At 60.2% G+C, this 18636-nt stretch carries 21 protein-coding genes, 1 tRNA gene, 1 other RNA gene and 3 pseudogenes; 12 read left to right on the top strand and 14 right to left on the bottom strand.

Annotation, left to right across the window (positions count from 1 at the left end):
• Positions 1–3: 3 nt before the first annotated feature.
• Positions 4–153 carry a lipoprotein signal peptidase gene (locus HMPREF9371_RS13360; RefSeq protein WP_083813989.1) on the top strand — a complete coding sequence of 50 codons (150 nt, stop codon included), beginning with the start codon at positions 4–6 and terminating at the stop codon, positions 151–153.
• A gap of 5 nt (positions 154–158) precedes the next feature.
• Here HMPREF9371_RS13360 and HMPREF9371_RS11035 read toward each other — a convergent pair whose 3' ends face one another.
• Positions 159–707 carry an acyl-CoA thioesterase gene (locus HMPREF9371_RS11035; RefSeq protein ID WP_009119058.1) on the bottom strand — a complete coding sequence of 183 codons (549 nt, stop codon included), beginning with the start codon at positions 705–707 and terminating at the stop codon, positions 159–161.
• A gap of 4 nt (positions 708–711) precedes the next feature.
• Positions 712–1632, bottom strand: a complete 921-nt coding sequence (gene pyrB / locus HMPREF9371_RS05875) for an aspartate carbamoyltransferase (RefSeq protein WP_009119059.1) — start codon at positions 1630–1632, stop codon at positions 712–714.
• 207 nt (positions 1633–1839) lie between these two features.
• Here pyrB and HMPREF9371_RS05880 point away from each other — a divergent pair, with 207 nt between their 5' ends.
• The 8 genes and pseudogenes from HMPREF9371_RS05880 (at position 1840) to HMPREF9371_RS05910 (ending at position 7957) form a co-directional block, all read left to right on the top strand.
• Complete coding sequence (locus tag HMPREF9371_RS05880; RefSeq protein ID WP_009119061.1) at positions 1840–3369, top strand: helicase HerA-like domain-containing protein; 1530 nt, start codon at positions 1840–1842, stop codon at positions 3367–3369.
• 35 nt (positions 3370–3404) lie between these two features.
• A pseudogene (locus tag HMPREF9371_RS13365) lies at positions 3405–3655 on the top strand (hypothetical protein).
• A gap of 840 nt (positions 3656–4495) precedes the next feature.
• Positions 4496–4853, top strand: an RNA gene (gene rnpB / locus HMPREF9371_RS11090) — RNase P RNA component class A.
• 30 nt (positions 4854–4883) lie between these two features.
• The gene (locus tag HMPREF9371_RS05890; protein ID WP_009119063.1) at positions 4884–5252 is read left to right on the top strand and encodes a hypothetical protein; all 369 of its coding nucleotides are present in this window, start codon (positions 4884–4886) and stop codon (positions 5250–5252) included.
• A 271-nt stretch (positions 5253–5523) separates the two neighbouring features.
• A complete protein-coding gene (locus HMPREF9371_RS05895; protein ID WP_009119064.1) occupies positions 5524–5970 on the top strand; it encodes a CopD family copper resistance protein in 447 nt (148 codons plus the stop codon).
• Between the two features lie 73 nt (positions 5971–6043).
• On the top strand, positions 6044–7204 hold the full coding sequence (gene lpxB, locus HMPREF9371_RS05900) for a lipid-A-disaccharide synthase (RefSeq protein ID WP_009119065.1): 1161 nt from the start codon (positions 6044–6046) through the stop codon (positions 7202–7204).
• Positions 7201–7785 (top strand): ribonuclease HII, encoded by a 585-nt coding sequence (gene rnhB / locus HMPREF9371_RS05905; protein ID WP_009119066.1) that lies wholly within the window; start codon positions 7201–7203, stop codon positions 7783–7785. The genes lpxB and rnhB overlap by 4 nt, the downstream gene beginning before the upstream one ends.
• Before the next feature lie 95 nt (positions 7786–7880).
• Positions 7881–7957: transfer RNA gene (locus HMPREF9371_RS05910), tRNA-Met, on the top strand.
• Between the two features lie 130 nt (positions 7958–8087).
• Here HMPREF9371_RS05910 and HMPREF9371_RS05915 read toward each other — a convergent pair.
• From HMPREF9371_RS05915 to HMPREF9371_RS05925, 3 genes are all read right to left on the bottom strand, one after another.
• A complete protein-coding gene (locus HMPREF9371_RS05915; RefSeq protein ID WP_009119067.1) occupies positions 8088–8411 on the bottom strand; it encodes a DMT family transporter in 324 nt (107 codons plus the stop codon).
• Positions 8412–8503: 92 nt separating this feature from the next.
• On the bottom strand, positions 8504–9376 hold the full coding sequence (locus HMPREF9371_RS05920) for a pirin family protein (protein WP_009119068.1): 873 nt from the start codon (positions 9374–9376) through the stop codon (positions 8504–8506).
• A 72-nt stretch (positions 9377–9448) separates the two neighbouring features.
• On the bottom strand, positions 9449–9685 hold the full coding sequence (locus HMPREF9371_RS05925) for a DUF896 domain-containing protein (RefSeq protein WP_040660871.1): 237 nt from the start codon (positions 9683–9685) through the stop codon (positions 9449–9451).
• A gap of 178 nt (positions 9686–9863) precedes the next feature.
• On the opposite strand from HMPREF9371_RS05925, the gene HMPREF9371_RS05930 reads away from it, so the two are divergent.
• Both HMPREF9371_RS05930 and HMPREF9371_RS13370 read left to right on the top strand, forming a co-directional pair.
• A complete protein-coding gene (locus HMPREF9371_RS05930; RefSeq protein WP_009119070.1) occupies positions 9864–10226 on the top strand; it encodes a winged helix-turn-helix transcriptional regulator in 363 nt (120 codons plus the stop codon).
• A gap of 35 nt (positions 10227–10261) precedes the next feature.
• Positions 10262–10536: pseudogene (locus tag HMPREF9371_RS13370) on the top strand (hypothetical protein).
• Here HMPREF9371_RS13370 and HMPREF9371_RS05935 read toward each other — a convergent pair.
• The 3 genes from HMPREF9371_RS05935 to murA all read right to left on the bottom strand — a co-directional run bounded on the left by HMPREF9371_RS05935 (position 10500) and on the right by murA (position 13957).
• Positions 10500–11270 carry a TIGR03915 family putative DNA repair protein gene (locus HMPREF9371_RS05935; RefSeq protein WP_009119071.1) on the bottom strand — a complete coding sequence of 257 codons (771 nt, stop codon included), beginning with the start codon at positions 11268–11270 and terminating at the stop codon, positions 10500–10502. The pseudogene HMPREF9371_RS13370 and the gene HMPREF9371_RS05935 overlap by 37 nt on opposite strands.
• Before the next feature lie 23 nt (positions 11271–11293).
• Complete coding sequence (locus tag HMPREF9371_RS05940) at positions 11294–12556, bottom strand: putative DNA modification/repair radical SAM protein (RefSeq protein WP_009119072.1); 1263 nt, start codon at positions 12554–12556, stop codon at positions 11294–11296.
• A 147-nt stretch (positions 12557–12703) separates the two neighbouring features.
• A complete protein-coding gene (gene murA, locus HMPREF9371_RS05945) occupies positions 12704–13957 on the bottom strand; it encodes a UDP-N-acetylglucosamine 1-carboxyvinyltransferase (RefSeq protein ID WP_009119073.1) in 1254 nt (417 codons plus the stop codon).
• 32 nt (positions 13958–13989) lie between these two features.
• Here murA and HMPREF9371_RS13375 point away from each other — a divergent pair.
• Positions 13990–14227: pseudogene (locus tag HMPREF9371_RS13375) on the top strand (ATP-dependent exonuclease).
• A 117-nt stretch (positions 14228–14344) separates the two neighbouring features.
• Here the strand turns inward: HMPREF9371_RS13375 and hpf are convergent.
• The 6 genes from hpf to HMPREF9371_RS05975 form a co-directional block, all read right to left on the bottom strand.
• The gene (gene hpf / locus HMPREF9371_RS05950) at positions 14345–14668 is read right to left on the bottom strand and encodes a ribosome hibernation-promoting factor, HPF/YfiA family (protein ID WP_009119074.1); all 324 of its coding nucleotides are present in this window, start codon (positions 14666–14668) and stop codon (positions 14345–14347) included.
• Between the two features lie 52 nt (positions 14669–14720).
• Entirely contained in the window at positions 14721–16094 is a 1374-nt protein-coding gene (gene rpoN, locus HMPREF9371_RS05955; protein WP_009119075.1) for an RNA polymerase factor sigma-54, read from the bottom strand.
• A 17-nt stretch (positions 16095–16111) separates the two neighbouring features.
• Complete coding sequence (lptB, locus tag HMPREF9371_RS05960) at positions 16112–16855, bottom strand: LPS export ABC transporter ATP-binding protein (protein WP_009119076.1); 744 nt, start codon at positions 16853–16855, stop codon at positions 16112–16114.
• A 94-nt stretch (positions 16856–16949) separates the two neighbouring features.
• Positions 16950–17462 (bottom strand): lipopolysaccharide transport periplasmic protein LptA, encoded by a 513-nt coding sequence (gene lptA, locus HMPREF9371_RS05965; RefSeq protein ID WP_009119077.1) that lies wholly within the window; start codon positions 17460–17462, stop codon positions 16950–16952.
• A complete protein-coding gene (gene lptC, locus HMPREF9371_RS05970; protein ID WP_009119078.1) occupies positions 17437–18021 on the bottom strand; it encodes an LPS export ABC transporter periplasmic protein LptC in 585 nt (194 codons plus the stop codon). The genes lptA and lptC overlap by 26 nt, the downstream gene beginning before the upstream one ends.
• Entirely contained in the window at positions 18018–18554 is a 537-nt protein-coding gene (locus HMPREF9371_RS05975) for a KdsC family phosphatase (protein WP_009119079.1), read from the bottom strand. Before HMPREF9371_RS05975 ends, lptC begins: the two co-directional genes overlap by 4 nt.
• Between the last annotated feature and the right edge of the window lie 82 nt (positions 18555–18636).

Below are 18636 nucleotides of genomic sequence, written 5' to 3' on the forward strand. Positions count from 1 at the left end.
CCTTTGCAAAACCCTCATCTGCGGCGCATTTCTGCGTTGTGCGCTGCTCGCTCACTTGCCTATCTATATGATATGTCTGCGTTCGCTGCGCTGCTACGCCTTGAACTGCATCCACATCTGCGGGTTTTGCAAAGGTCTCAGCCTGGCCGGTAGCCGGTTTAGCCGAAACGCTGTTGGGCGCGTTGCAAAAGCTGCTTCATCAGCGCGGTGCTGTCGTCCAAAAGGCCGTCGATGCCGGCCGAAGGCGGGGTGAAGGTCAGCCCCACTGTATTCAGCAGTTCGTCCACATCCAGCGTGCTGCCGCGGCGGACGGCGCGCAGCTCGATCACGGCCACGGCATACAGTTTGCCGTGCCGCTCGATGGTCTGCTCGACAAACAGACTCTGGCCGCGGCGCGCCACCAATTGCGTGTGCACGTTGAAGGTTTGCAGCGGGCCGAGCGAGCGGCGGTACACAATGGCGGTGTTGAGCACCGGCGCCATGATGCCGTTTTTCAGGGCGTATTTGAGAAAGCCGGAACGGATGTTCAAATCCCAACGCGCCAGCTCCATATAGTTCAGGTAGCGGCTGTTGTTCATGTGCAGGTTTTCGTCCAAATCCAGCGGCCACACAAAGAAGCGGTGGCTCAAGGGCGTGCCCAACTCACGGATGCGCGGGTGGAAAAAGCTGCGCAGCCACAACCAGATTTTCAGAATCAGCAAGCCCATCGGTTTACACCTCCGGATTCAGAATCAGCGACAAAATCGCCTGCCGCGCAAACACGCCGTTGGTGGCTTGCTGGAAGTAATAGGCATAGGGCGTGGCATCGACATCGGGATGGATTTCGTCCACCCGCGGCAGCGGATGCAGCACCCGCAGATTCGGTTTGGCGCCGGCCAGCATGGCGGCGTTCAGGTTGAACTTGCCTTGGATTTTGGCGAACTCTTGCTCGTCGAAGCGTTCGCGCTGCACCCGCGTCATGTAAAGAATATCGGCCCACTCCACCGCAGCTTCCAACGTGGGCAGCACTGCATAGCGGCAGTCGGCTTCGTCGAGTTCTTCGGTGATGTATTCGGGCATCGCCAAACTGGGCGGCGACACAAAGGCGAATTCGCAGCCCCAGCGCTTCATCGCCTGCGCCAGCGAATGCACGGTGCGGCCGTATTTCAAATCGCCGGCCATGGCGATTTTCAAACCCTGCAAGGTGCCTTGCGTTTCGTAAATGGTCACCAAATCGAGCAGGGTTTGGCTGGGGTGCTGGTTGGTGCCGTCGCCGGCATTGATCACCGGCACGGCGGAAAATTCCGACAACACGCGGGCGGCGCCGTCTTTAGGATGGCGCACCACAATCGCATCGGTGTAGCTGCTGATGATGCGGGCGGTGTCGGCCAGCGTTTCGCCTTTCTTGGCGCTGGTATTGGCGCCGTCGGCAAAACCGATCACCTTGCCGCCCAGCCGCTGCACTGCGGTTTCAAACGACAAACGGGTGCGGGTGGAGGGCTCGAAAAAGCAGGAACCGATCAGGCGGCCTTCCAGCAGGTGCGCCTGCGGCTCGGCTTTGAGGCGCAAAGCGGTTTGCAGCAGGCACTCGAGCTGCTCGTTGCTCAGATCGGGAATCGAAATCAGATGTTGGCCATAAAGCGGATTGGGCATGGCAAAACCTTTCCGTCAGTCAAACAAAACGGGCGGCATTATCCGCTGTTTGCCGCCGAAAGGCTACCTGAAAGCCCGCCGATGGCATTACAATAAGCAGCCGCCGACTTGTGCGCCGCACCGTCTTAAGCCGCTGATTGCGCGGCAACAGTTTCCCCTTTTTCAGGCCGCGCATCCTGCCGCCGGCCGACCACAAGGAGTCTTGTCATGACCCGTTTCACCATCGCCAAAACCGCCGCCGGCCTGCACAGCCTAGACCTGCTGGGCAAAATGGCCAACCGCCACGGCCTGATTGCCGGCGCCACCGGCACCGGCAAAACCGTGACCCTGCGCAAAATGGCCGAAAGCTTCAGCGCCGCCGGCATCCCCGTGTTTCTGGCCGACGTGAAAGGCGATTTGTCGGGCATGGCAGAAGCCGGCGACGGCCAAGGCAAGGTGGGCGAACGCATGGCCGAATTCGGCATCGAAGCCGCAGGCTACCTGAAAGGCTTTCCCGTGCGCTTTTGGGATGTTTACGGCGACACCGGCATCCCCGTGCGCGTTACCGTTTCCGAAATGGGCCCCATGTTGCTGGCCCGCCTGATGAACCTCAACGACACCCAAGAGGGCCTGCTCAATCTGGTGTTCAAAGTGGCCGACGACAAGGGCTGGCACCTCATCGACCTCAAAGACCTGCGCGGCATCCTGCAGCACGTCAGCGACAACGCCAAAGATTACCGCGCCCGCTACGGCAATGTTTCCGCCGCCAGCGTCGGCGCCATCCAGCGCCAGCTGCTGCAGCTGGAAAGCGAAGGCGCGGACCACTTCTTCGGCGAGCCGGAAATCAACCTGCAAGACTGGCTGCAAACCGAAGGCGGCCAAGGCGTGATCAACATCTTGAACGCCGAAAAACTGATGCGCTCGCCGCGCCTCTACAGCGCCTTTCTGCTGTGGTTTTTGGCCGAACTGTTTGAAACCCTGCCCGAAGTGGGCGACTTGGCGCAGCCCAAATTCGTCATGTTTTTCGACGAAGCCCATCTCTTGTTCGACAACGCCGCCAAAGTGCTGGTGGAGCAAGTAGAACAAGTGGTGCGCCTGATCCGCTCCAAAGGCGTGGGCGTGTATTTCGTTACCCAGAACCCTCTCGATCTGCCCGACACCATTCTCGGCCAACTCGGCAACCGCGTACAGCACGCCCTGCGCGCCTTCACCCCGCGCGACCAAAAAGCCGTGCGCGCCGCCGCCGACACCTTCCGCAGCAACCCCGGTTTAAACGTCAGCGCAGCGATTACCGAATTGGGCGTGGGCGAGGCACTGGTGTCTTTCCTCGACGAAAAAGGCATGCCCGGCATCGTAGAACGCGCCTTTGTCTTGCCGCCGCAATCCCAACTGTCGCCGCTGAGTGCCGATGCGCGCAACCAGCGTTTCCAAAACGACATCCTCTACCGCCATTACCGCGACGCGGTGGACAACTTCTCCGCCTACGAAGCCCTGCAGCAACTGGCTGCCGAACAGGCCGCCGCCGAGCAGGCGGCACAAGCCGCCAAGGCGCAGCAAAGCACCGCCGCCGCCAAAACCGAACCCGTGGCCGGCGGCATAGTCGACGGCTTTCTCGGCGGCCTGTTCGGCGGCCGCAAACGCGCCAACCAAGGCGTGGGCTACAACATCGCCGACTCAGTGGGCGACCAGATCAACAAACAGGTTACCCGCGCCATTTCCCGCAGCGTGATGGGCGTGATCCGCAACATCATCAAATAACGTGTTAAAGGGTACCATCAGCTAGTCTGAGACCTTTGCAAAACCCCCATCTGCGGCGCATTTCTGCGTTGTGCGTTTATGCCCTATGGGTACTGCTCGCTCGCTTGCCTATCTATATGATAGGTCTGTCCCACAGGGATTCCTGGCGTTCACGTTCGCTGCGCTGCTACGCCTTGAACTGCATCCACATTTGAGGGTTTTGCAAAGTCCTCGGCCTGCCAATAAGCCAAAGGCCAGCGCCAGTTCAATACCGGCGGCAGGGTGCTGTCTGCGTTGGCCTGTCTGACGGGTTTCACGCCGTGCATGAAGTACACGTACATGGCCTGAATGTCTTCGTCGGGCATCAGGGTGTAGGAAGGATAGGGCATGGCCGGATAAAGCGGGCTGCCGTCGGCACGGATGCCGTGTTGGACCGCGCTTTTAAATTGGGCGTAGCTGTAGTGGCCGATACCGGTTTCTTTGTCGGGCGTGATGTTGGTGCTGTACACCGCGCCCAAGGGGGTTTGCATGGCCAAGCCGCCGGCATAGGGCTGGCCGCCGGGGGCGGTGTGGCAGGCGAAACAGTCGGCCAAGCGGGCGGCATATTCCCCGCGTGCCACTTTAACCGGGTCGGCAGACAGCTGGATGTCGGTTTGCTCGGTGCGGACGTGGGTCAGCCATTTGGCACCGCCGTAGATGACCACCAGTAAGACCGTGATGCTGAGTGCGGTTTTGGTGAAGATTTTCATGAGCGCTCCTTCTGCAGCGTCGGGATCGAAAGTATTGCTTCGTGGAGATACGGCTCTATTGTTTCGCTGCGGGCCGGAGGGCGGCTATTGTGGAAAACCACATAAGCGCAGCTTATTTGACGGAACGCAATAAAATTAAAATTTCTGTAAAGAAAAGCAGGGTAGCGGCGGCAGGCGTGGTTTTTCAGCACTTTCGCGCTGTTGTCTCGGCCTGCAGCATGGGGTGGGGAACGGTTCCTCCAAGCAGGCGGCTTGGGTGGTTGGGGAGTTTGGGCCGGAATCGGGCGGCCTGCCGACTCAGGAAAGACAGTTGGCCGGATCGCTGGCTACCTGAAAGGTTTGCCGCCCAATACCGATTTGCCGCCGCTTGACAGCCCCGATATAATCTTGGCCGCACCGCAGTCGGGCAGACAGTCGCCGCGTGATCCGCTCACGGGGAGGAAAGTCCGGGCTGCACAGAGCAGGATGCCGGCTAACGGCCGGGCGCCGCGAGGCGACGGAAAGTGGAACAGAAAGCATAACCGCCGATGGCTGCGGCAACGCGGTACAGGTAAGGGTGAAATGGTGCGGTAAGAGCGCACCGTGCGGCTGGCAACAGTCCGTAGCAGGCCAAACCCCATCCGCAGCAAGACCAAACAGAACACCATGACGCTGCTCGCCGAGTGTTCGGGTAGGTTGCTTGAGCCGTCCGGCAACGGGCGGCCTAGAGGAATGACTGTCCAACGACAGAACCCGGCTTACCGCCCGGCTGCGGTGCAGAAAACTCAACTTGAAAAGGAAAAGATAATGAAAAAAACCCTGATGCCTGCTGCTTTGCTGGCCTTGTTTTTAGCTGCTTGCGGTGGCGAGCCTGCTGCTCCCGAAACTGCCGCTCCGGCGCCTGCCGTTGCCGAAGCTTCTGCTCCTGCCGCAGTGCCGACTGCCTCTGAAGTGGCGACCGCTTCCGAAGCTGCTGTTGCACCGATGGGCGAGCTGATTGCGCTGTGTAAAGAAGCGGAAACTCTGGAAAACCAATACATCGAAACCCTGAGCGGTGCCGAAAAAGAAGAGCGCATCAAACACCGCGACACTTGGTTGGCCAGCCTGAAAGAAGCCACCGCGGCCGAGCAGGAAGAAAACTGCAAACAAGCCATCGAAGAATTGAAAGAAGAGTAATCGCTCTTTTAGAAAAAGCATACCCGGCCGGGTATGCTTTTTTTCATTTTTCAGGTAGCCTGAGACCTTGGCAAAACCTCCAAATGGGGAGGCGGTTCAAGGCGTAGCAGCGCAACGAGTGCGAACGCCAGGAATCCTTGCGGGACAGGCCCATCACGCGATAGGCAGCGTGCAGTGCCCATAGGGATCAACGCACAACACGCACATGCGCCGCAGATGGGTTTTGCCAAGGTCTCAACCTATTTTCTCTGTCACCTATCGGAACACCGCCATGTCTGCCTATGCCTTTGCACATATCGTTCATTTGCTCTGCGCCATTCTGTTTGTGGGCGGAGTGTTGTTTGAAGCCTTGGTATTGTCGGTTTTGCACACGCCTGCCGTCAGCCGCGAGGTGCGGCAGGCGGCTGAAAAAGCCGTTTCCTCGCGCGCGGTGAAGGTGATGCCGTGGGCGGTGATGCTGCTGTTTTTGTCCGGCTTGGCGCTTGCCCACCGCTATGCCCCGTTGCTGGCCGCACCGGCAGACAGCTCGCTCGGGTGGCAGTTGTGGCTCAAAATCCTGCTGGCCTTCAGCGTGCTCCTTCATTTCATCGCCGCCGTCCGCCGTATGCGTCGCGGCACCATGAGCGCGGCTTTCTCGACATACATCCACCGCGCCGTGCTGCTGCACATGCTCTTGATTGTGGTGTTGGCCAAAACCATGTTTTATCTGGTGTGGTAGCCGCGCCGAACATTTCAAGCGTGCAGCCGATGCGCTACAATCCGCCCCTTTCCGCCTCCTTCTGCCTGTCACCATGCCCCACTCTTCCTCTCCGCTGATCGCCCTCTGTGCAGGCGAAGCCTCGGGCGACCTGCTTGGCGCCCACCTGATGGCCGCCGTCAAAGCGCGCTGCCCGCAAGTGCGTTTTACCGGCATCGGCGGCCCGCGTATGCAGGCGGAAGGGCTGCACAGCCTGTTTGACCAAGAGACGCTGGCGGTGCGCGGTTATGTGGAAGTTTTGAAAAACCTGCGCGCCATTCTTGCCATCCGCAAGGGGCTGGTGGCTGAGCTCACACGGCAGCGCCCGGATGTTTTTGTCGGCATCGACGCGCCCGACTTCAACTTGGGCGTGGCCGAACAGCTGAAAGCCGCCGGCATCCCCACCATCCATTACGTCAGCCCGTCGGTATGGGCTTGGCGGCGGGAACGGGTTCGCCGCATCGTGCGGCAGGTAGATGAGGTGTTGTGCCTGTTTCCGATGGAACCGCCGCTCTACCACGCCGCCGGCGGACGGGCGCGCTTTGTCGGCCACCCGTTGGCGCAAACCCTGCCGCTGGACGCCGACCGCGCACAGGCACGCGAACGGCTCAAACTCGACCCCAACCAAGCCGTATTTGCCCTCTTGCCCGGCAGCCGCGTCAGTGAAATCGACTACATGGCGCCGCTCTTTCTGCAGGCCGCCCAGCGCATCCGCGCCCAAGAGCCGGAAGCCGTTTTTCTCCTGCCCTACGCCACCGCCGCCACCCGCGCTCGCCTGCAAAGCCTTTTGGACAGCGATGCCTACCGCTACCTGCCGGTGCGCCTGATGTCGGCCCGCACCGAACTGGCCTGTACCGCCGCCGATGTGGTGCTGGTGGCGAGCGGCACCGCCACGCTGGAAGTGGCCCTGTGCAAACGTCCGATGGTGATCAGCTACAAAATCTCGCCGCTCACTTATGCTTGGGTGAAGCACAAAATCAAAGTGCCTTACGTCGGCCTGCCCAATGTGTTGCTGGGGCGGATGGCGGTGCCCGAGTTGCTGCAGAAACAGGCCACGCCCGAACAGCTGGCCGAGGCCGTACTGCATTGGTACCGCCACCCGGCCGAAAGCGAACAACTCGCCGCCGACTTTACCGAACTGCACCGCCTGCTGCGCAAAGACACCGCCGCCGAAGCCGCCGAAGCCGTGCTGGCCGCCGCCGGAGCAAACACATGATGTGGCAGGCCGGCGTGGACGAAGCGGGCCGCGGTCCGCTGGTCGGCAGCGTGTTTGCCGCCGCCGTGGTGCTGCCGCCCGATTATTGCCTGCCCGGCCTCACCGATTCCAAAAAACTCAGCGAAAAAAAACGCGACCTGCTGGCCGCAGCCATCAAACAACAGGCCGTGGCCTGGTGCGTGGCCGCCGCCTCGCCCGCAGAAATCGCCGAACTGAATATTCTGCACGCCACCCTGCTGGCCATGCGCCGCGCCGTACACGGCTTGCCCAGGCTACCTGAAAAAGTGTGGATAGACGGCAACCGCATCCCCCCCAATCTGGGCACCGAAGCCGAAGCCGTGGTGAAAGGCGACAGCAAAATCATCCAAATTTCCGCTGCCTCCGTGCTGGCCAAAACCGCCCGCGATGCTGAAATGTATGCCCTGGCCGCGCGCCACCCGCAATACGGTTTCGAACGGCACAAAGGCTACGGCACCGCTGCCCACCTCGCCGCCCTGCAACAATACGGCCCGCTGCCCGAACACCGCCGCGATTTCGCCCCGGTTAAAGCCCTGCTTGCCCAAGGGCGGCTGTTTGGTTGACTTCCCGTTTTCAGGTAGCCTCCGACCGTTGCCTCTTTTTAGCGAAAAATGCTTGACGTTAATCCGGCGAAGCGGTATAGTTCGCCTTCTTCAGACGCGGGGTGGAGCAGCATGGTAGCTCGTCGGGCTCATAACCCGAAGGTCGTAGGTTCAAATCCTGCCCCCGCAACCAGATTTACAACCGCCTTGTTCAGCAAGGCGGTTTTGTTTTATCGGGTAATCAAACGCTCGGCCAACATACTCCGCATGGATTCGGGCTACCTGAAATGCTTTCAGGTAGCCCGTATTCTTTGAAACTCCCTTCAAGAATGGCTGGCCAATTTCATCACCACCACGCCGGCAATAATCAGCGCCGCGCCCAGCCAGCGGCCGAAGCTGGCGGCGTCGCCGAAAAACACCACCCCCACCAAAAACGCACCGGCCGCGCCGATGCCCGTCCACACTGCGTAAGCCGTGCCCATCGGAATGGTTTTTTGCGCCAGAAACAGGCAAAAGCCGCTGGCCGCCATAAACAGCACCGCCAGCACCATGCCGTGCCAGCGGTAGCCTTCCTGCTGCGCCAGTTTCAAACCCAGCGGCCAGCCGATTTCCAGCAGGCCGGCGGTGATCAAATATACCCAACTCATCAAAGTTTCCTTTCCTTCTTATCGCCGCTGAATCAAACAACCCAAACCGCATACCGATGCAGATTGGGCTGTTTGTTTGGCGGGGCGGGGCGTCAAGCCAGTTGACCGAAGCGGCCGCTGTTGAATTCGGCAATGGCCTCACGGATTTCTTCGGCGCTGTTCATCACAAACGGCCCGTAGCCCACCACCGGTTCGTTAATCGGCACGCCGGAAAGCAGCAGGATTTTCACCGTTTCGCCGCCGGCGCGGATGCTTACTGCACCGCCGCCTTCGGCAAAACCCACCAACTGCCCGGCACCGGCGCGCGCTTGGCCGTTAAATTCGGCTTCGCCGCGCAGCACCACCATAGACAGATTATGGCTGGCCGGAACCTCAATGGCTGCCTCACGGCCGGCTTCGATCACCACGTCCCATACATTCATCTCGGTAAAGGTGTCGGCCGCACCGCGGACGCCTTGATATTCGCCGGCGATCAGACGCAGATGGCCGGCATCCTCGGGCAAGGCCACCACGGGGATGTTTTCCTTGGCCAAATGCTGATAGCGGGCGGGGGTGAGTTTGTCTTTGGTCGGCAGGTTCACCCACAGCTGCACCATCTCAAACAGGCCGCCGTTGCGGCTGAAGGCCTCTGAGTGGAATTCTTCGTGAATGATGCCGGCGCCGGCGGTCATCCATTGTACGTCGCCCTCTTTGATCACGCCGCCGCCGCCGGTTGAGTCGCGGTGCGCCACTTCGCCGTGGTAGGCGATGGTCACGGTTTCGAAACCTTTGTGCGGGTGTTGGCCGACGCCGCGCTGGCTGCTGCGATGGTTGGGGGCGAATTCGTAAGGGGCGGCGTAATCCAGCATCAAAAACGGATCGGTGCCGCGGTCTTCGCCCATGTGGGAAAACAGGGGTTGTACCAGAAAGCCGTCGCCCACCCAATGTTGGCTGTTGGCGCGGTAGATTTGACGTACGGAACGCATGATGACTTCCTTTCTTGTTTTTTTGATGCGGCCGGCAGGCTACCTGAAAGCCCGGCGCGGGTTTGTTTCTTGCTAAACGGTTGTTTGCATGCCGGTAGCTTGGGCGGCGCGCAGCTTGGCGGGGGTAACGTCCTGGCCTTCGGGGTCCACCACGGTCACGGTGGACAACATATTGTTCAGCTGGCCGCATACTTGGCGGATATAGGCCTGGCGCAGCGCTACCTGTTCTGCCAGCTCGGCTGCGTTTAAGCCTTCGGTTTTGGCTTTGCGGGCCAGTTCGTTGATGCGGTCCAATTCCATAATGCGCATGATGCACTCCTTATTCCAATCGGCCTGCCGCTTTGAAGCGGTTTGGGCCGGTTTGCAAACGGCAATAAAACTGCCCGAATTTTTGCTGGGCTTTTTATTTTCTTGGGCGTATTGTACGCAGTACAAACTAATGAGCAAGTACGCACATTTTTTATACTGTAATTAAGGAAGCAAACGCATGCATGATTCTGCAGACGACCCTTTGGCTGTGCCGGATGGCGCGCTGTGTTGCCCGGTACGCACCACACTCAGCATCATCGGCGGCAAATGGAAGGTGTTGATTTTGTATCATTTGAATACCGATGTCCGCCGTTTCAACGAATTGCAGCGTCTACTCTCGGGCATTACCCAGCGCATGCTCACCCTGCAGTTGCGCGAGTTGGAGGCCGACGGCATCGTGCACCGCGAGGTTTATCCGCAGGTGCCGCCCAAGGTGGAATATTCGCTCACCGATTTCGGCCGCACCCTGTTGCCGGTGATCGAGGCCATGTACCGCTGGGGTGAGGCGTATGCGGCGGAATGTGCGCGGCAGCGCTCGTAATCTCTCTGGCGGCTGATGCCGTTTGCCCGCCGCTCATGCGGAAGCAGGCAGCGTTTTCCGTATTCGGCTTATTCGGCCGCGGTATCAGCCCGAGACCTTTGCAAAACCCCCATCTGCGGCGCATTTCTGCGTTGTGCGTTTATGCCCTATGGGTACTGCTCGCTCGCTTGTCTATCTCTATGATATGTCTTTCCCACGGGGATTCCTGACGTTCACGCTCGCTGCGCTGCTACGCCTTGAACTGCATCCACATCTGGGGGTTTTGCAAAGGTCTCAGCCCGGCAATTCGGGTTGCTTTTCGGTGAGGTAAGCCCAATAGCGCTGCGGCACCTGTTGCCGGTGCAGGCGCGGGTTGCGGCGGGCGGCGATGTTGCTGCTGTGGAAATAACGCCGCCACAGCCGCTGGTAATCCTGCTCCTGCGGCGCATAGGCTGTTGTCAGCGCGGCGGTGTCGAGGTGGCTGATCGGGTACAGGCCTGTCTCATTGCTGGCCACGCCGTAAGCGCGCCCGGTGTCGAAAATGGCCCAGTGCTGCTGCGGATAGCGGCGGCGGAAATGCGGCACAATCAGCGGCAGCACGTCGTATTGCGGCGCGATGCGGGCCAGATAGAGGCTACCTGAAAGTTCTTCAAAGCGTACAAACGCTTCCATGCGGTGTTTTTCGTGGCCGACGGTTTTCACCCACTGCGCCCATTGCAACACGTCGATATGGCCGTAATCACTCAGCAGGTCGCGGCGTTCGGGGCGCGCCAGCATCAGGCGGACGAGGCGCAAAAAGGTATCCGGCATCTCGGGGGCGGCAATCAGAAAACCGTACAGCAGCCGCACCATGCCGCGGCGGCCGATCTGCCGCTCCAGCCGTTCGCACACACGGCGGGCGTGCTCGGTGCTGGTGGCCACGTTTTCGCTGTGGCCGAACAAATCGGTGTCGTGCGCATCGGCAGTCAGATGCACCTGATCGGGCGGCAGACGGCGGGCGTACACCTCAAACACGGCGCTCAACAAACCGTCAAAACTGCCGTTGTAATGCAAGATCACACGCATGGGCGGGTTCCTATGGGCGCGGTTCAAGCAAACAAATCGCTTTGCACGGCATCGCTTTGGCCGAACTTGGAGCGGGTGTGTTGCAGCAGCAGACCGCGCAATTGCGTGCTGTCGATTAAGTCGGCATAGCGGTTGGGTTCGGGCAGGGTAATGAAATAGCGCGCGCGGTTTAAGGCCACGCCCATTTTGCGCAGCTGGGCCATGGTGATCATGCGGAAGCGGCGGGCCTGCACGATTCGGCGGGCGGACTTCACGCCGATGCCGGGCACGCGCAGAATCATTTCCAGCGGCGCGTGTTGCAGCGGCACCGGAAACCATTCGCGGTGCCGCAATGCCCACGCCAGTTTGGGGTCGAAGTCCAGGTCGAGAAAAGGTTGTTGCTCGTCTAAAATTTCATGGTCGGCAAAGCCGTAAAAACGCATCAGCCAGTCGGCCTGATAGAGCCGGTTTTCTCTCCGCAGCGGCACTTGTGCCGATAAGGGCGGCAGGCGTTTGTCGGCCAATACCGGCACATAGCCGGAGTAATACACGCGTTTGAGGCCGTAATTACGGTAAAAACCGCCGGCGGCGCGGATGATTTGGCGGTCGGTTTCGCCTGCCGCGCCGATGATGAACTGTGTGCTTTGCCCCGCCGGGGCGAACTTGGGCGTGGATTTGAGGGTTTTGCGGCTGTCGGCCAAGGCGGCGATTTCGTTGTGCACAAACGCCATCGGCTGCGTCATGTCGCGGTGGTTTTTTTCGGGCGCGAGCAGCTTGAGGCCGGAAACGGTGGGGATTTCCATGTTGACGCTGAGGCGGTCGGCATACAGCCCGGCTTCGTGCAGGATTTCAGGAGAGGCTTTGGGAATGGTTTTCAGGTGGATGTAGCCGTGAAAGCGGTGTTCTTCACGCAGTTTTTTGGCAATCCGCACCAAGCGTTCCATGGTGTAATTGGCATTTTTGAAGATGCCGGAACTTAAAAACAGCCCTTCGATATAGTTGCGGCGGTAAAAGCTCATGGTCAAATCCACCACTTCATCCACCGTAAACGCCGCGCGCGGGATGTCGTTGCTGCGGCGGGAAGCGCAGTAGGCGCAGTCGTAGATGCAATGGTTGGTGAGCAGGATTTTCAGCAGCGAGACGCAGCGGCCGTCTTCGGTGAAACTGTGGCAGATACCGGCGCGGGACGAGTTGCCCAAGCCCTGCCCCTTATTGCCGCGCGAACCGCCGCCGGACGAGCAGGAAACATCGTATTTGGCCGCGTCGGCCAGTATTTCCAGCTTGCGGCTGAGCTTGGCGTAATCCATGGTGTGACTTCATAAAATCGTATTTTTTGATTATAAAGATTAGATTTTATTCAGTCAGCTAAATTTTTTCTTAGTATTAAAATTGGCAGGCAAACAAACAGGCTACCTGAAAACCTTTCAGGTAGCCTGTTCGTCAATTAAGCTGCCTCAGCCGCGCACCCGTTCGATTAAGGCGCCCACTTTGCCCAACTTCTCTTCGATGTGTTCGTAACCGCGGTCGAGGTGGTAAATGCGCTCGACCACGGTTTCGCCGTCGGCCACCAGGCCGGCAATCACCAGGCTGGCCGAAGCGCGCAAATCGGTGGCCATCACAGTGGCGCCGGAAAGTTTTTCCACGCCTTTGATCATGGCGGTATTGCCTTCGGCGGTGATTTGGGCGCCCATGCGGTTGAGCTCGGGCACGTGCATGAAGCGGTTTTCAAAAATGGTTTCCACCACGCGGCTGCTGCCTTCGGCCACGGCGTTCATGGCCATAAACTGCGCCTGCATATCGGTGGGGAAACCGGGATGCGGCACGGTGCGGATGTCCACCGCTTTCGGGCGTTGGCGCATATCGATGGCGATCCAGTCGTCGCCGGCTTCAATCACGGCGCCGGCTTCCACCAGTTTGTCCAACACCACCTCCATGGTTTTCGGCGCGGCGTTGCGCAGCACCACATGGCCGCCGGTCATGGCAACGGCGCAGAGGAAGGTGCCGGTTTCGATGCGGTCGGCCACCACGCTGTGGGTGCAGCCGTGCAGTTTTTCCACACCCTCCACCGTCATCACCGGCGTGCCGATGCCGCGGATTTTGGCGCCCATCTTTACCAAGCATTCGGCCAAATCCACTACTTCGGGTTCAATGGCGCAATTTTCCAAAACGGTGGTGCCTTCGGCCAACGTGGCGGCCATCAGCAGGTTTTCGGTGCCGCCCACGGTGACCATGTCCATCACCACGCGTGCGCCTTTCAGCTTGCCGCTGGCTTTTACATAGCCGTGCTCGATGGTGATGGTGGCGCCCATGGCCTCCAGCCCTTTCAGGTGTTGGTCAACCGGGCGCGAGCCGATGGCGCAGCCGCCGGGCAGGCTGACTTCGGCATGGCCGAAACGCGCCAGGGTGGGGCCGAGCACCAGAATCGAGGCGCGCATGGTTTTCACCAGCTCGTAAGGGGCGCAGGTGTTGTTGACCGTACCGCCATTGATGTAAAACGCGCTTACCCCGTCGCTTTCCACCTGTGCGCCCATGCCTTGCAGCAGTTTGTGGGTGGTTTTCACGTCGGCCAGCATGGGCACGTTTTTCAAGTGGAGGATGTCTTCGGTCAGCAGGCCGGCGCACATCAGCGGTAGGGCGGCGTTTTTGGCGCCGGAAATGGTGATTTCGCCGTTGAGGGGGCCGTTGCCGGTGATTTTCAGTTTGTCCACGGTGTGTCTCGGTAACTAAGGGTTGGGCCGGAATGCGGCGCGGTGTGGGTGGTTTGTTTTCAGGTAGCCTGAGACCTTTGCAAAACCCCCATCTGCGGCGCATTTCTGCGTTGTGCGTTTATGCCCTATGGGTACTGCTCGCTCGCCTATCTAGATGATATGTCTGTCCCACAGGGATTCCTGACGTTCACGCTCGCTGCGCTGCTACGCCTTGAACTGCATCCACATCTGGGGCTTTTGCAAAGGTCTCAGCCTGTAGGGCATTGCTGAAAAAACGGCGGATTATAAAGCGGTTTGCCCGCCTTGTGGGGCGGGCGGAAAATTTTTACATCGGGCAAACAGACGGCAAAACAGGCTGCTTCGGCAGCCTGTGAAAGGGGAGGGCGCTTAAGATTCGGCGCTCAGTTTGCCGCTGGATTCGGCGCGGTGGTCGTGGGTTTTTTCTTTGTGTTTGAGCACCGCACGGTCGAGTTTGTCGGCCAGTAAATCGATGGCGGCATACATGTCTTTATCGGTTTGATCGATGTGCAGGTCTTTGCCCGCCATGTGCCAATCCACTTCTGCTTTCTGCACCAGTTTGTCCACCGAGAGGGTAACGGTGGCGGAAATCACATTGTCGCTGTGCCGCATGATGCGCTCGAGTTTGCTGCGGATGTAGTCTTTCAGCGCGTCGGTCACTTCGATGTTGATGCCGTTGATTTTCAGATTCATAGCAGACTCCTTCGAGGGGTTGTGCCTGCCTGGCGGCGCGCAAACCGGGGAACTACGGCTGTTTGCGTTTACGTTGGTGGGCAGGCGGGAAATTCATCTCTTCGCGGTATTTGGCTACGGTACGGCGGGCCAGCGTCATGCCCTGCAGGGCGAGGCGGTCGGCGATGGCTTGGTCTGAGAGCGGCTTGGCTTTGTTTTCCGAGGCAAACAGGCTTTCCATCACGGCTTTCACCGCGCCGGCGCTCACGCCCTGTTCGTCTTCTTCGTCGGCGTAAACGGCGGCTTGGCTGAAGAAGTAGCGTAACGGAAATACGCCTTGCGGGCAAGCCAGATATTTTTGGTTGACGGCGCGCGATACGGTGCTTTCGGCCAGGCCCAATTCTTGGGCGGTGTCTTTGATGGTCATCGGCACCAGGCCGATGGCGCCGAATTGGAAGAAGTCGGCCTGTTTTTCCAGAATGATGTCGGCCAGACGCAGCACGGTGCTTTTGCGCTGCTCCAATGAGAGCAGCAGGGTTTTGGCTTCGGCGAGTTTCTGCTTGAGTTCGGGCGCGCTGCCGCCGCATTCGCCGAGCAGTTCGCAGTATTCGCGGTTGAGCCGAACCTGCGGCCAGGCCTGGCGGTAGGCGCCGGTTTTCCATTCGCCGGTTTCTTCATCGGGACGGATCCACACATCAGGCTCGATGTATTCGGTGTGGCCGGCGGCGGCATAGCCGTAGGCGGGAAAAGGGTTGAGCGAAGACACCAGCGCTTGGGCGGCTTCGATGGTGGCGGTGCTGTATTGGGGATGCTGTTTGCGTACCTGCGGGGCGAGGGTGATTTTGCCTACGTCGTTCAGGTAGCCCTGCACCAGTTTGACGGCGCAGAACACGGTTTCGCACGGTTCGCGGCGGGCCAGCTGTAAGAGTAGCGATTCGGCCAAGTCGCGTGCGCCGGTGCCGGGCGGGTCGAAGCGCTGGAGCTGTTGCAGGGCGGCGGCCAAGTCTGCTTCGTCCAGCATCCATTCCAGCGGCGAATGCTCCACAATCTCTTCAAGGCTTTCTTTCAGGTAGCCTTGGTCGTCGAGGTAGTCGATCAGCAGGTGTACCCTTGCGGCTTCTTCGCGATCCAGCGGATGTTCGCACACCTGCTCGTGCAGCAGGCGGCGGAAGTCGGCTTCGTCGGCCACGGTGGCCCACAAATCGCTTTCTTCGCCGCTGCTGATTTTGCGGGTAATCGGCACGGCGGCGGAGTAGTGGATTTCGGGCTGGCCGCTGTCGGCGTCGCCCGTTTCGGCGCGCTCCAGCAGGGGGTTGTCTTCCAGCCAGGATTCCACTTCTTCAGCCAGCTCCTGCGAAGACATGTGCAGCACGCGCAAAGACTGCTGCTGCTTTTGGTTGAGCAGCTGGGTTTGGCGGAGTTTGAGTTTGACCGCTTGCGTTGTCATAACCGGCTACCTGAAACTCAATAATCGAAGTTTTCGCCCAAATACACGGCGCGGACTTCGTCGTTGTTGACCAGGTCTTCGGGGCGGCCGTCGGCCAGCACGCGGCCTTCGCTGATGATGTAGGCTCGGTCGCAGATGCGCAGGGTTTCGCGCACGTTGTGGTCGGTAATCAGCACGCCGATGCCGCGCTGTTTGAGGAAACCGATGATGTTTTGGATGTCGATGACCGCAATCGGATCGACGCCGGCAAAGGGTTCGTCGAGCAGGATGAAGCGCGGGTTCATAGCCAGCACGCGGGCAATCTCCACCCGGCGGCGTTCGCCGCCCGACAATGCAGGCGCGGGGCTGCGGCGCAGGTGGCCGATGTTGAGGTCGGCCAAGAGGCCGTTGAGGGTGTCTTCGATGCGGGCAGGGTTGCTTTCGTGCAGCTCGAGAATGGCGCGGATGTTTTCTTCCACCGTCATTTTGCGGAAGATGGAGGCTTCCTGCGGCAGATAGCCCAGCCCGAGGCGGGCGCGCTGGTAAACCGTCATGTGCCGGAGCCGGTGGCCGTCCAGACCGATTTCGCCGGCATCGGCGGCCACGAGGCCGACAATCATGTAGAAGCTGGTGGTTTTGCCCGCGCCGTTGGGGCCGAGCAGGCCGACCACTTCGCCGCTGCTGATGTCGAGCGAAAAGTCTTTCACCACTTGGCGTTGCTTGAAGCTTTTCTGCAGTTGCCGCACGCTCAGGCGGCTGCCGGGTGTTGTCGGCACATTCATGATTGGTTTCCCGTTATTTTGATTTTGGTCTTGTCGGGCTACCTGAAAGCCTGTTGCCGCCGGTCGGCGTGTTTTCAGGTAGCCTGCTGCGGCATCAGTTTTGCGGCTGGATGGTGATGCTGACGCGGCCGCGGTTGGCGTTGTTTTTGCTGCCGCCCATCACGGTATACACCTCGGTGCGGGTGTTGTAGGTGATGGTTTCGCCGCGCGCATTGTCGCCGCCGCGCTCCAGGCGGGCGTTGCCGCTGAGTTTCACGATGCCGGTGGCCGACTGGTATTCCACCCGGTTGGCCTGCCCCTTCACGTGGCCTTGGCGGTCGAGCTGCTGGCCGAACTGCACCGGGCTGCCGGTGGCGGTGATGGTTTGGGTGCCGCTGGCGGCGCGCACCACGCGGACTTTGCCGGCGTGGATATACATGGTTCCCTGTTTGATGACCACGTTGCCGGAAAATTCGGTGCTTTGGTTGCCTTGATCCAGCGAGCCTTGGTCGGCCTCGATTTGGATGGGCTGGTTGCGGTCGGAGGTGAGTGCGTGTGCGGGCAGAACGGCGGCCAACAGCAGAACGCACAGCAGGCGGGGCTTAAGGATGGTCGGTTTGCGGGTCATAAATCACGGCCTTTATGCGTGAAGAGAGGTTGAGGCGTCTGGCGGCATGATCGTACACCATGCCTTGCGCGGTGCCGTGCGAGGCGCCGTAGCGGTAGCGCACCCAGTCTTCGGTTCGGGCGGTTTGGGTGTCGGTGTCGATGGTTAGGGTGTCGGTTTCCATGCGGCCGGCGGGCGAATCGGCGGTGGCGGGTTTCACCAGCACCACGCCGCCGCTGAGGGCCACTGTTTCGTGGTCGTTCACATAATGCGCCTGCGCGGCCTGAACGCGGTAGTGCTCGCCGCTGTGGGGGGCGAACACGATATCGGGCTTGGCCAGATAGGCGTCTGAGCGGGCCGGAAACTGCCAGGCGCGCTCGGCGGTTAACTGCTCGGCCACCGCGCCGTCGGCGCCGAAACGCTTGGCCTGGATGCCGAAAATTTCATATTGCGGCTCGTGCGGACTGAGCGCCACTTCTTCGGTTTCCAGCTGGCTCACGCGGTCGAGCCAGAAGCTGACGCCGCCCAAAGCCAGGGCCAACATCAGCGGAAACCACCAGCCGGCCAGTTTCTTCATCATTGCGTGTAGCGCTCCAAAGCGGGTTTCAGGTAGCCCTGCGCTTCCATGATCAGGTCGCACAGTTCGCGCACCGCGCCGGCACCGGCCGGGCGGGCGGTGGTGTAAACGGCATAGTGTTTGACGAAATCGTGCGCTTCCGGCACCGCCACCGGCAGCCCGCACCGCACCATCACCGGCAAATCCACCACATCGTCGCCGATATAAGCACATTCGTGCTCGGCCACGCCGGAGGCGGCGCGCAGCGCTTCATAAGCGGCGCGTTTGTCGCTGATGCCTTTGAAATAGTGGCCGATGCCCAAAGCACGCACCCGCACGCCCACCGAAGGCGCATCGCGGCCGGTGATGATGGCGGTTTGCACGCCGTTTTGCTGCAGCATTTTGATGCCGTGGCCGTCGAGCGTGTGGAAGGCTTTGATTTCTTCGCCGTTGTCGCGGATAAAAATGCGGCCGTCGGTTAACACGCCGTCCACGTCCATAATCAGCAGTTTGATGGCGGCGGCACGGCGGCGCAGTTCGTCGGGCAGAGGGTTCATCGTCAGGCACGGGTTGGGGCGGGTTTCAGGTAGCCCATCATACCACGGACGCCGCACAAAACCGGCACTTCGGGCAAAGCGA

Origin of the sequence: Neisseria shayeganii 871, assembly GCF_000226875.1 — a bacterium.
Taxonomy (GTDB): domain Bacteria; phylum Pseudomonadota; class Gammaproteobacteria; order Burkholderiales; family Neisseriaceae; genus Eikenella; species Eikenella shayeganii.

Bases quoted from the DNA above. Each gene is read 5' to 3' on its own strand.
- lptA (WP_009119077.1), bottom strand. From the start codon at position 17,462: ATGACCCGCAAACCGACCATCCTTAAGCCCCGCCTGCTGTGCGTTCTG.
- HMPREF9371_RS05925 (WP_040660871.1), bottom strand. From the start codon at position 9,685: ATGCGCATTATGGAATTGGACCGCATCAACGAACTGGCCCGCAAAGCC.
- pyrB (WP_009119059.1), bottom strand. From the start codon at position 1,632: ATGCCCAATCCGCTTTATGGCCAACATCTGATTTCGATTCCCGATCTG.
- hpf (WP_009119074.1), bottom strand. From the start codon at position 14,668: ATGAATCTGAAAATCAACGGCATCAACATCGAAGTGACCGACGCGCTG.
- HMPREF9371_RS05940 (WP_009119072.1), bottom strand. From the start codon at position 12,556: ATGGATTACGCCAAGCTCAGCCGCAAGCTGGAAATACTGGCCGACGCG.
- rpoN (WP_009119075.1), bottom strand. From the start codon at position 16,094: ATGACAACGCAAGCGGTCAAACTCAAACTCCGCCAAACCCAGCTGCTC.
- HMPREF9371_RS05930 (WP_009119070.1), top strand. From the start codon at position 9,864: ATGCATGATTCTGCAGACGACCCTTTGGCTGTGCCGGATGGCGCGCTG.
- HMPREF9371_RS05935 (WP_009119071.1), bottom strand. From the start codon at position 11,270: ATGCGTGTGATCTTGCATTACAACGGCAGTTTTGACGGTTTGTTGAGC.
- HMPREF9371_RS05895 (WP_009119064.1), top strand. From the start codon at position 5,524: ATGTCTGCCTATGCCTTTGCACATATCGTTCATTTGCTCTGCGCCATT.
- lpxB (WP_009119065.1), top strand. From the start codon at position 6,044: ATGCCCCACTCTTCCTCTCCGCTGATCGCCCTCTGTGCAGGCGAAGCC.
- lptC (WP_009119078.1), bottom strand. From the start codon at position 18,021: ATGATGAAGAAACTGGCCGGCTGGTGGTTTCCGCTGATGTTGGCCCTG.
- HMPREF9371_RS05880 (WP_009119061.1), top strand. From the start codon at position 1,840: ATGACCCGTTTCACCATCGCCAAAACCGCCGCCGGCCTGCACAGCCTA.
- lptB (WP_009119076.1), bottom strand. From the start codon at position 16,855: ATGAATGTGCCGACAACACCCGGCAGCCGCCTGAGCGTGCGGCAACTG.
- HMPREF9371_RS11035 (WP_009119058.1), bottom strand. From the start codon at position 707: ATGGGCTTGCTGATTCTGAAAATCTGGTTGTGGCTGCGCAGCTTTTTC.
- rnhB (WP_009119066.1), top strand. From the start codon at position 7,201: ATGATGTGGCAGGCCGGCGTGGACGAAGCGGGCCGCGGTCCGCTGGTC.
- HMPREF9371_RS05975 (WP_009119079.1), bottom strand. From the start codon at position 18,554: ATGAACCCTCTGCCCGACGAACTGCGCCGCCGTGCCGCCGCCATCAAA.
- HMPREF9371_RS05915 (WP_009119067.1), bottom strand. From the start codon at position 8,411: ATGAGTTGGGTATATTTGATCACCGCCGGCCTGCTGGAAATCGGCTGG.
- HMPREF9371_RS05920 (WP_009119068.1), bottom strand. From the start codon at position 9,376: ATGCGTTCCGTACGTCAAATCTACCGCGCCAACAGCCAACATTGGGTG.
- HMPREF9371_RS05890 (WP_009119063.1), top strand. From the start codon at position 4,884: ATGAAAAAAACCCTGATGCCTGCTGCTTTGCTGGCCTTGTTTTTAGCT.